Below are 9,755 nucleotides of genomic sequence, written 5' to 3'. Positions count from 1 at the left end.
AGCACGCGCCTTCAAAAGCCAAGCCGACGTTCTGAAGTCAAAAAGGCGAGCAGGCAAGAAGAGACGGTGAACTTGATGCTTGAAGAACAGCTGTAGAATACTTGGCAATTGGTTGCGCAAGCAGGCTTCATTTATCCTGTTCTCGCCGAAGGAGGTGATGACCTTCGCATGCTGCCCTTGTCGCTGCGGAAAGAGCAACTTGGCACGTCTGCTGGCGCGGCGCCCTGAAGGTGTCTTCATCAATCCTTTTGAACGTGGCGAGCTTGGGCCTGATCTGTTTCGAGCTGCCTGCAACTTGGGGCTGGAAGGGCTGGTGTCTAAGCGCAGAGACCGGCCCTATCAGGCCGGACGGAGCAAGTACTGGGTCAAAGTGAAGAATCCGCAAACATCCGGCGATGGAACGCGAGCTGTGAGCAGAGCGGCAGGTCCGATCTGCAACTAACAGCGGACCTCAACGGCCGATTGGACCACTTCGCCTTGGGACCAAGAGGCGACCTCGCGCTTGGTTTCGAAAGGCCGTCCGTCTTGTCAGCGTCAATAAACGCCTATCAGCTTCAGCCCCGCGACGATCAGCACGCAGCCAAGAGCCTTCAGGATCACTCCCGGATGCCATCTGATGCCGAACGTCGTTCCGACAATTGCACCTAGGCCAGCGGCGATGGCGTAAATCCATAAGTCGGACGGCAACGATTGCACTATGGCCACGTTTCCGAGCAGACCGGCAATCGAATTGCAAAGAATGAAGACAGCCGCGACGCCGGAAGCGGTACGTGCGTCGGACCATCCGAGAAAAAGCAGAAGCGGAGAAAGGAAGATGCCGCCGCCGGTGCCCGTGAGGCCGGAGAGAAAGCCGATGCCGATCCCACAAAGCACCCCAGCCCAAATCGGCGGATCGCGCGGATCGACGCTCGGCTTAAGCTCACGTGGCCACAGCAACCGCGCGCCGCCTAATAGCAGCACAACGCCGACCAAGGGACGGTAGTACGCGCCCGGCAGGTGTACCGAGCCGCCTAGTGCTGCGAATGGTATGGCGCCAACCAAAAACGGCCAGAGCGTGCGCCAACGGAATAGACCAGCGCCCACAAAACGGAATGAAGTGAACGCCGATACCAGAATGTTGAGGGCAAGCGCGGTTGGCCGCATCACGGCCGGAGAGATGCCGAACAGCGCCATCAAAGCGATGTAGGCCGATGCCCCTGCATGGCCGACAGATGTATAGAGCACCGCGCCAAAACAAATGCAGGCGGCAAGCAGCAGTACCGAAAGCTCAGGCATGGCACGACTCAGGTGGCGTTTGAACTAAAACCCGAACCGTCGTGCCGGTCTGCTTCGCGGCTCTGCTTACGGCAGGCTGCGGGGCTCGTCTTTTCCTAGACTAAACGCCTTGGAAAATCAAACTGACGCCGATGCCGATGCACTGCATATGGTCCTCGACCGCTTGCGCGCGGCAAGTCAGCTATGGGCCACAAGTGACTCACCGACTTAACTGCGTGGCCCCCAGAGGATAATAGCGGCTCCAACAAGGCATATGGACGCTCCGGTTAGGTCCCACCTGTCGGGGCGTATGCCTTCAATGGCCCAAAGCCATGCAAGCGAAGCTGCGATGTAGATGCCGCCGTATGTTGCATAGGCGCGCCCTGCGGCGACACTTTCAACCAAGGTCAACAAGTAGGCGAATGCGATCAGGGACAATAGTCCAGGACACAGCCACCAGATGGGCTTCTGAAGACGTAGCCAACCCCAGAATGCGAAACAGCCCGCGATTTCGGCGATAGCTGCAAAAACGTAAACGATGCCGGTCTTCATAGAGTGACGTTTCCACAAGACCCGCCGCTGTTCAAGTCAGCGGGTCGCCTCGCGGCTATCAGGCTCGGAGCGCCCGGATCAGCGGCTTTTCTATCAGCGGCCACATCAGCGAAATCGTCATAAACACTGTTGAGGCAATCATCATGATTAGCGTAGCGGCAGCCGGCTTGCGCCCAGTCCGGCGCACCTGCCACGCCAGCCAACCCCAGGCCCCCGTCACGGCGAAGATAGAGAGCACGGTGATCCACAGGTGCATGTGGACCAGCGACGACAACAACGAGCCGGTGCTGGCGAGAATGGTCGCCGGCAGGGTGAACGGCAAAACACAACAGGCTCCGCATGCGACCGCACTGGCCGATAAGGTGATGGCCGTTGCGCCGGCAGCCTTCGCGCCGGGCGGCTCATTCGGAGCCGGCTTGACCGGCGAACATGCGCAGGACGGTGTCTGAGCTGACCATGTCGGCACGTTGACAACGAATTTCTCGAATAGCACGTCTGCCGCCTCTCTTGCTCCCTCCGGCGCGGTGATGGTCAGATGAACTTCGTGCGTCGTTTCCTTGAAGTCGAACTGAAGAAATGCGCAGCACGCCTGTTCGCCTCGCACCATTTCGCGCACACGGGACACCGCCTCCGGCGCGTACGTTAGCTTCAGAACCAAACCTTCGCGTTGATGCGCGATAAGGGCGTCCCTGTTGAGATTGGCGATCCAGGCGAGGCGATCTTGCATCTCGCTGGACGTTAGCGTGCAGGCGATTGGCGCGGCTTCGACGACGGACATCGGCTTCTCCTTTATGTGAGTTGCCGCGACCCTACATGCTCAAGTAACTTGAGGTTCAAGCGAAAAGAACGGTGGGAAAGCCAAGGAGATGAAGCCTCTCAAGATAGGAGCCCTGGCGACGCAGACGGGCACGAGCGCTCCGACGATCAGATATTACGAGGAGATTGGCCTGCTGCGCTCAGCAGGTCGCCAAGCCGGTAACCAGCGGGTTTATGACGAGTCGGACGTGAGGAGCCTGACTTTCATCCGGAGGTGCCGCGACTTCGGCTTTTCAATCGACCAAGTCCGAGAACTCGTCGCGCTTGTTCAAAATCCCAACAGTTCGTGCGTCAGTGCGCGCAATCTCGCGCAGGCGCACCTCCTTACGGTGCGCGCCAAGCTCGCCGAGTTGAAGGCGCTTGAGCGGAGCATCGCCGCATTCGTCGCGAACTGCGATGCGTCCTGTGCTGGTGGCCCCGGTCCCGAATGCGTGATCCTTGACGATCTATCGAAGCGCCAATCCGATACACCCAAAGCCGCGACACGCATTGGATGTGGCTAGAGGACGGCGCTCTTGAAGTCAGCCTCGGAAGTCGAACTACGCAATCGCGACTTCCGCTTTTCCCCCGATATTGTTGCAAAAGTCGATTTTCGCCGATGACCAAAATTCTGCGGGCCGTGGGCGCATCTTTCGCGTACAAGATGCGAGGGACCTCACGGCCTCACGCAAAATTCACAGGCGACTTCGGTAACGCGATTGAGGTCATACGAATCAGCGATCGCTCGCTGCTTAGTGTTCTCGCGAAAAATCTTGAGCCCTGCAACTTTCGACTTTTGCAACACAATCCCCCCAATAGCAGACTAACGGCCCTACGGACTCCTTGATGCGCTTAGAGCCATGATCGGCCAGTTAATGCAACGTTGCGGACGGCCGCTCCGTCATCGCCTCGACAAATTGCCGCAAGCTGTCCATAGCTTTGGTCCGCCACGCCTCCAACTCGCCGGCGTATTTCGACAGAGCCGCACGAAACTCTTCCCCGTCAATGTCGGCGCCGCGCGCAAGCAGACGGCGCGCATAGGCGGTGAGCGCAAGATCGCGATGGCGGCGCAACTCGGCGTTTGCTTCGTCTAATATTTTCATTTCGTGCCCCGCTTCACAGCCAGTCGCCAAAAATTTCCGCCTTCACCCGGCCGTACGCCGATGTTTTCCGCGTCGGTATGCCAAACTGAACCCGCATGCGTGACGAACGAACCCGGCGGATACGTCCGCGATGCATCCCAAATGCCCAAGTAACGCAGCGTCGGGCGCGACTCGAGTTCCTTGAGCCGCTCTTTCAGCGGCGTGATTGCTGCCAGCACGAAATCGCCGATCACCGGTGCCAGCGATTTGACGAGGCCTTCGATCTCGGCTCGCCGTTGTGGCGAAACCTTCGCTTCGATCGCACGGCGCTCTTCGGGAGTTGGGACGTTCGTCATTTACACATGCTTGATGTTGGGGGCGCTCCCATGGCGTCGCTCATACGCAAGCGACAGCCGAGCTTGCTCGCGGACCAACGCGCGACACGCTCGCATGTTGTCAGGATCATCGCGGTGCCAGAGCAGCTCGCGGATTTGCTTGGTTATCCGATTGATTGCAATCAGATCATCGGCTTCCGGCAAAATGCGAACCACCGAACGCGCCATCTTGCGGGCAACCAAACGGCGGCCAGTTTCCAGTTCACTCGCTGTTAGCCTGATGACCATTGTCGTCCCCTCTTCATTTCGAAGTCGACCTCTCAATAGCAGATCGCGATCTCAACCCTCGTTACGCCGTAACCCTGCGAGTTTCCGCAGCGCCAGTTTCAACGCTTTCGAGAGTTCTTTCCGATCCGCCTCGTTCCATTCCTGCAGCACGCCCTGGCTGCGAAGCCAGTCTACGTCGTTCCCGTCGAGATCGATCGCAACTCGCACAGCGCCGATCGCCTGGCGCGCGCGGTGTTCCCGCATGCGCTGGGCGGCGGCCGTCGGTGCAAGGTGCGCCTTCGCCTTGGTTTTCACGGTGGACCTCCGGGGCTAAATGCCGTCAACATGGGCAACCCCCTTCTAGGAATCTGATCCCATTGCATATGGACCGCCCCGTGCGGTCTAAGGGTCCCGGACGCCAGATTTTCGACCGCCCCCCGGTGCCTCCACTGTTCGCTGATCTCGCGGAGAGCCATCGCTCCAGCCCCTGGGACGCAGCCCACGACAGCGACCCCCCGACGCCGTCCCGATGACCGATGACCTGACCTGACCCGAAAAACGCCCTTTCTCTCTAAACCTACTTTCTCCCTGCCTTTTGCCTTCCCTCCCTTCATTTTCTCATTTCTCCAACCAAGAGGATTAAAACTGGTCACTACGGTCACTACTGCTCGAAAAACGAATGCAGCCAACACCTTGAGTCAGTGACCGCCTCGATGACACGTCGCGCCTCATCGGCACTTTCCCGGTCACTGGTCAGTGACCCGAACTTCATCAACATCACCATTCGGGTCATTCGTGACCCGATTTGCGTGATGCTCGCGCATCTTGGTCACGCTCTGCTTGTTGTCCCAGGACGGCGGGATCAGCCCATTGACCTCGCTCGCCGGATCGGTGGCGTTGCCGACCTTGCCCTCGAACAGCCGGCTCTGGTAACCGACCTTGTGATAGTCGAGACCCGCGTCGTTGAGCGCGACACCGCAATAGTACCGCCTCTTCCCGTCGCGCATTTCCTTCCTATCCATACCGATGCGACCATCGCTGATCGCCTGCAGGGCCTTGCTGATCGCATCATTGCTCGGCAGGCGCCGATCTTCGCCCTTCATCTCCACGAACCACGCCGAATGCGCCAGACAGAAGTCGACAATCTTGATGCGCGCGAGCGGATCGTACTCAACACACTCGTCCAGGAAGCCCGCCGCGAGGTTGCTGTCGTTGTGGATGGTCCTGGCGGTCTCGGCGATGCTGTCGGTGCTGGCGATGGCACCGCGCTCCAGCGCCCTCCGCAAGCCCGCCACGGCCCAATTGAGAACGCCGGGCAGCTCGGTGGCGACGATGAACGCGCCGGGCTTGTCGAAGCCGCGCCGGATCGCTTCGGCCGCCACGCCGACCGGCTTCGTCACATCGAACTTGCGGGTCACCTCGATGACGATCATGCGCTCGACGATCGCGCGCGTCGCTTCCTTGAACTGCGGCTGGAAGTTGGTTGCCCAGAAGATCGGCGCGCGCACGGTCCGCGTCAGCATCGGCCCACTCTTGATGTTGATCTGAACCGGCTCGCCCGTGACGATGGCCTTGACCGTCTGCGACATGTGCCATTGGCCGCTGAAGGCTTCATGCAGCACCCAGGGCGCGCGTCGGACGAACGGCATCGTGCCATGGGGGTTGCTATCGACGGTGCCGATGCCGGCAGTGATCGGCCGGTCGCCGAACAGCCCGGCGGTGACATCGAGCACACCGGATTTGGCGCGGTTCTCATTGCCCCAGAACACGCAGGCTTTGCGCAGGCCGCGCGCCTTCTTGTCGATCAGCGCGGCGCCCATCAGCTCCTGGACCACGCCGACCAGGGCGCGCTGCTCGGGCTCGGGGCGGTCGCCGAACATGTCGGCGATCATGGTCTCCCACCACGGGCATTTGGCCTCGGGGTCATACTCGACCTCGACGCGCCACGTGCAGAAGTGATCCGGCCGCGCCTTCTCCAGCGCGCCCGTGCGCGGATCGACCAGACCGGAGCGTGTCGGAATCTTGCCGTGCTGGTCCCAGGGCAGTTCGCCCTCGCGCCACAGCTCCGGCCGGCGCAGAATCCAGTTGCGGGTTTCGTTGACCAGCTTGGTGCCGGTCTTATAGCCGAGCTGCTCGAAATTGTGCTCGATCCGCACATCGAGCCATTTGGTTCCGGTGCGCAGCTCCCAGACACCACCAGTGTAGAACCATGAGCCGTCATCGTTGTTGATCAGCTCTTCGCCTTCACTCTTGAAATGGGCGATGACCGCCTTGCCAATTGCAATATGCAGCTCGGCGCCCTTCGGTGGCACGGGCGTGGTCACCGGCATCTTGATGACATTGCTGGTGCCGCTCGCGTCGGTGCCGGTGGCACGCTGCTCGGCCTCGATCTTGCCGGCGCCGCCAGTGACCGCCTTCAGCTCGACGCCGTTGCGTTCAACGCGCTCGGCTTTCTTCTTTTCGGGCGGATGCTTCTTGATCCAGTCGTCGCACATCTTGACGATGTTGCGTTCCTCGATGCGCCAGTTCCAACGCTTGCCGTAGTCGCCGGCTGCACGATGGGTATAGGCGAGGATGGTGGCGACAACCTCGTCCTTCGGCACACCCTGGTTGAGCAGCGCGGCGCTGCACTGCAACTGGGTCTGGTGGATCGCGGCATCGCCGCCACCCATGAAAATCATGCCCTCCAGGCGTTGCTGCACGTCGATCGGCGGTTTCAAGTTGAAGCGCTTGCCGTATTCCTCGAAGAATGCGAATTCATCCCCGGCGCCGGCCGGCAGTGCGTGCTCGCGCACCTTGCGCAGCATGACCGGCGATTGCTCGCTCAGCCACTCCTCCAGTTCTTCAATGTCATAGCGCCGCTCGGGATGCAGCTCGATGATCTCGACCTCGCGCCACGCGCCGTTCTTGGTGTTGTGCGAGCCCGGCAGGCGCAGCACGCGCGCGACCTCGCACACCGGCAAATCGCCGGCCGTGACATCGGCGAGCTGGCGCAGCGCCGCCTCGATCCGCTCCATGTTGTCTTGCGTCGGCAGTGCTTCCTTGAAGAGCCAGTAGCAGTGCACGCCACCGCCAGAGAACACGATGATGCTCGGCTGATACTTCAGCCGTGCGAGCTGCTTCAGCACATAGCCGCGCGCCTCAGCCGGATCATCCGGGCAATCATAGATTTTCGCGAAGTCCTCATCCGCCCACAGCGCGGGCGTCTCGACGACGTTATCCTTGCTGCGCTTGGCGCCGGCCTTGACCGTCGACATGCCGACGAACATGCCGCGTCCCGGCTTGTCCCACTTCTCCATGAAAGAGGCGACATGGCCGGCGTTGCGGGTCGCAACGTGGCGCTCCTGGCCTTCGCCGCGCTCATTGGTGAACGAGCAGAAGTAAGCCGGTTCGGTGGTGTGGGCGAACAACGCTTTGATGAAGTCCACAACGGTGACGCGCGGCGGAATGCGCGGGGGCGGCTCCTCCCACGGCTCAAAGAGGGGCGCGCGGTCGATGGTCTCGGCGAAATCCTTGTAGAAGTTTGTAAAGGCGTCGAAATGTGTGCTATCGAGCATAAGTGCATTTCCAAAGTTCACATGAAGATAAGACCAAGCTGTCACTTGGTTACGTAGATTGAAGGTCCCGCCGCTCACCACGGCGGGCCTTCGCATTTTTAGATTAGGCCGCATTCTCGCGCGCACGGCGCCAATCGGCAGCAGCCTCGCGCGAGATCAGCACGCGTGTGCCAAGTTTGAAAGTCGCGGGCATCATGCCCTGCGCTTTCAGCTTGTAAAAAAGCTGACGGCTGATGCGATGACGCGCGCAAAATTCGTCGACGCTGTAGGCGTCGGCGTCTTCAGTGCTTGATTTGGGTTGCTTCAGCTTGCGGCCAGTAACTTCCGGGCGCGCCATTCTCGTTTCTCCGCATTCATTTGGGTCCTCGGAGAATGAGCTGTTTTTGCAATTTGTGAAGTAGCAGCACGCCTCGTGCTGGTTGATAGCTCACACAAGCTGGTGGAAAGCGGTTCAAAAACCCTGTCACGACGCGAGCCGCCCAAGCGGAACAACTCTGCCGAGCGAGGCACGCGTCGAAATCGAGCAAGATCGCCCCACGGTGGGCAGTCGCGAGAGCGAGCGGAGCGCTCGACAACGTTCGTGAGATCAAACAGACGATCGCGCGACCTTCGAGGCGACAACGGCTGGCAAAGCGCCGCATGGGATGCAGCTAGGATGCCAGCGGGATGACGCTATCGCCATTCGGCGGTTCGTGTTGCAGCAGCGCCTTGCGTGAGATGTCGTCGCCGTGCTCGGTGATGTACTTCGAATAGTTCTTTTCGATCATCGCGACGCTGGTGTTGTGCAACGACGCCACGAGCCTGATCGGAATGTTCTTCAACAACATCCTGACAATCGAGCTGTGTCGCAACGCGTACACCCTCACGACGGCGGGATCGAGCCCGATCGCAGTGACGATCTTGTCGATCTGCCGATGATAGGTCTGGCCGGGATTATCGCCCCAGGGGCTGCCGTCGCTCTGCAAGAGCAGCGGCGCATCGCCATCGCGACCTTTCGCCGACTCCTTCAGCTTGGTCGCGAGCTGCGCCGTGATGGGCACGCTGTAGCGCTCGACTTTCTTCTTGGCGCGATTGCGTCCGCCGCCCTTGGCTGATTTCGGCATCGACAGTTTCGGCCGCACTGGATGGGCGTCCAGATCGGCAACGCGCAGGCGCACGGCTTGGCTTGGCCGCGCCCCTGTGATCGCCAGCGTATCGGTCAGCAGCCCCAACTTGTCATCCAGCCCATAGGCGGTGACGACGAATTCCCGCACTTTCTGATCAGAGAGGACGACGTTGCGGGCTTCCTGCGCATCCGGCAGGCCGGCGAGACCAACGTCCCACGCACGCTTATTCTGAATGCGCTGATCGTGCTGTGCAGCCACCTCCAGCGTAGCGCACAGGCAGCCGGCGAGTCGATTGACCGTCGAAGGCGCCATCTTGGTCAGCAGGCCGTCGCGCCATTTCCGCAACTCATTCGAAGTGAGCAGGGCGACCGGCTTGGCGAGCAGCACGGAGGTGAGATGCACGCGGGGCCATTGTGCGTTGTAGGAGTTGGCGCTGCGCGCTTTGAGATCGGCTTCATAGGCGGTGAGAGCGCCGTCCACCGTGACGGGTGCATTGTCGCCGGTGCCATGATCGCCGCGCGCCAAACGTTTCGCGGCGTCCTGCGCCTGGAAGAACGTCATGACGTCTTTGCCGTCAGAGTCCGCGAAGTCGTCGGCATCGGCGATGCGCTTGGTCCAGTAGGCACCATGACCGTTGCTCGACTTCACCACCCATGCGCCATTGGTACGATTACGCCGGTAGAGCAGCGAGACGCCCCGCGCCAATGACGGGCCGGGATATGGTTTTCGACGAACCTGCAATTTCAATCGCGCGCTGCGGCTTTCGAGAGCGCTGTGACGAACCTTGCGTGCCATGTGTGTCCCCGG

At 60.6% G+C, this 9,755-nt stretch carries 12 protein-coding genes; 1 reads left to right on the top strand and 11 read right to left on the bottom strand.

Annotation, left to right across the window (positions count from 1 at the left end; all coding sequences use genetic code 11):
- The 4 genes from AC0L3K_RS22160 to AC0L3K_RS22145 all read right to left on the bottom strand — a co-directional run.
- On the bottom strand, positions 1–240 hold a 240-nt coding region (locus AC0L3K_RS22160), incomplete at its 3' end, for a hypothetical protein (RefSeq protein WP_473366898.1).
- 294 nt (positions 241–534) lie between these two features.
- A complete protein-coding gene (locus AC0L3K_RS22155) occupies positions 535–1,275 on the bottom strand; it encodes a sulfite exporter TauE/SafE family protein (RefSeq protein ID WP_473366897.1) in 741 nt (246 codons plus the stop codon).
- A gap of 207 nt (positions 1,276–1,482) precedes the next feature.
- Positions 1,483–1,806: a YnfA family protein gene (locus AC0L3K_RS22150; protein WP_473366896.1), complete on the bottom strand. Its 324-nt coding sequence runs from the start codon at positions 1,804–1,806 to the stop codon at positions 1,483–1,485.
- A gap of 58 nt (positions 1,807–1,864) precedes the next feature.
- A complete protein-coding gene (locus AC0L3K_RS22145) occupies positions 1,865–2,584 on the bottom strand; it encodes a hypothetical protein (RefSeq protein ID WP_473366895.1) in 720 nt (239 codons plus the stop codon).
- A gap of 88 nt (positions 2,585–2,672) precedes the next feature.
- Between AC0L3K_RS22145 and AC0L3K_RS22140 the strand changes: the two genes are divergently transcribed.
- Entirely contained in the window at positions 2,673–3,125 is a 453-nt protein-coding gene (locus AC0L3K_RS22140) for a MerR family transcriptional regulator (RefSeq protein WP_473366894.1), read from the top strand.
- Positions 3,126–3,473: 348 nt separating this feature from the next.
- On the opposite strand, the gene AC0L3K_RS22135 is transcribed toward AC0L3K_RS22140, so the two are convergent.
- The 7 genes from AC0L3K_RS22135 to AC0L3K_RS22105 form a co-directional block, all read right to left on the bottom strand.
- Positions 3,474–3,704 (bottom strand): hypothetical protein, encoded by a 231-nt coding sequence (locus AC0L3K_RS22135; protein WP_473366893.1) that lies wholly within the window; start codon positions 3,702–3,704, stop codon positions 3,474–3,476.
- Complete coding sequence (locus AC0L3K_RS22130) at positions 3,701–4,039, bottom strand: hypothetical protein (protein ID WP_473366892.1); 339 nt, start codon at positions 4,037–4,039, stop codon at positions 3,701–3,703. The genes AC0L3K_RS22135 and AC0L3K_RS22130 overlap by 4 nt, the downstream gene beginning before the upstream one ends.
- Positions 4,040–4,306 carry a hypothetical protein gene (locus AC0L3K_RS22125; RefSeq protein WP_473366891.1) on the bottom strand — a complete coding sequence of 89 codons (267 nt, stop codon included), beginning with the start codon at positions 4,304–4,306 and terminating at the stop codon, positions 4,040–4,042.
- 51 nt (positions 4,307–4,357) lie between these two features.
- Positions 4,358–4,600: a hypothetical protein gene (locus AC0L3K_RS22120; RefSeq protein WP_473366890.1), complete on the bottom strand. Its 243-nt coding sequence runs from the start codon at positions 4,598–4,600 to the stop codon at positions 4,358–4,360.
- Positions 4,601–5,031: 431 nt separating this feature from the next.
- On the bottom strand, positions 5,032–7,842 hold the full coding sequence (locus tag AC0L3K_RS22115; protein WP_473366889.1) for a hypothetical protein: 2,811 nt from the start codon (positions 7,840–7,842) through the stop codon (positions 5,032–5,034).
- Between the two features lie 103 nt (positions 7,843–7,945).
- A complete protein-coding gene (locus tag AC0L3K_RS22110; protein WP_473366888.1) occupies positions 7,946–8,179 on the bottom strand; it encodes a MerR family transcriptional regulator in 234 nt (77 codons plus the stop codon).
- Between the two features lie 313 nt (positions 8,180–8,492).
- Positions 8,493–9,743: a site-specific integrase gene (locus tag AC0L3K_RS22105; protein WP_473366887.1), complete on the bottom strand. Its 1,251-nt coding sequence runs from the start codon at positions 9,741–9,743 to the stop codon at positions 8,493–8,495.
- Positions 9,744–9,755: the final 12 nt, after the last annotated feature.

Source organism: Bradyrhizobium sp. MI1.10, from assembly GCF_055811035.1.
The sequence above is the reverse complement of the archived record's forward strand: the minus strand, read 5'-3'. Positions and strand labels throughout refer to the sequence as shown.

Excerpts from the sequence above, each read along its gene's own strand:
- AC0L3K_RS22155 (WP_473366897.1), bottom strand. The coding sequence starts at position 1,275 with ATGCCTGAGCTTTCGGTACTGCTGCTTGCCGCCTGCATTTGTTTTGGC.
- AC0L3K_RS22150 (WP_473366896.1), bottom strand. The coding sequence starts at position 1,806 with ATGAAGACCGGCATCGTTTACGTTTTTGCAGCTATCGCCGAAATCGCG.
- AC0L3K_RS22145 (WP_473366895.1), bottom strand. The coding sequence starts at position 2,584 with ATGTCCGTCGTCGAAGCCGCGCCAATCGCCTGCACGCTAACGTCCAGC.
- AC0L3K_RS22140 (WP_473366894.1), top strand. The coding sequence starts at position 2,673 with ATGAAGCCTCTCAAGATAGGAGCCCTGGCGACGCAGACGGGCACGAGC.
- AC0L3K_RS22135 (WP_473366893.1), bottom strand. The coding sequence starts at position 3,704 with ATGAAAATATTAGACGAAGCAAACGCCGAGTTGCGCCGCCATCGCGAT.
- AC0L3K_RS22130 (WP_473366892.1), bottom strand. The coding sequence starts at position 4,039 with ATGACGAACGTCCCAACTCCCGAAGAGCGCCGTGCGATCGAAGCGAAG.
- AC0L3K_RS22125 (WP_473366891.1), bottom strand. The coding sequence starts at position 4,306 with ATGGTCATCAGGCTAACAGCGAGTGAACTGGAAACTGGCCGCCGTTTG.
- AC0L3K_RS22115 (WP_473366889.1), bottom strand. The coding sequence starts at position 7,842 with ATGCTCGATAGCACACATTTCGACGCCTTTACAAACTTCTACAAGGAT.
- AC0L3K_RS22110 (WP_473366888.1), bottom strand. The coding sequence starts at position 8,179 with ATGGCGCGCCCGGAAGTTACTGGCCGCAAGCTGAAGCAACCCAAATCA.
- AC0L3K_RS22105 (WP_473366887.1), bottom strand. The coding sequence starts at position 9,743 with ATGGCACGCAAGGTTCGTCACAGCGCTCTCGAAAGCCGCAGCGCGCGA.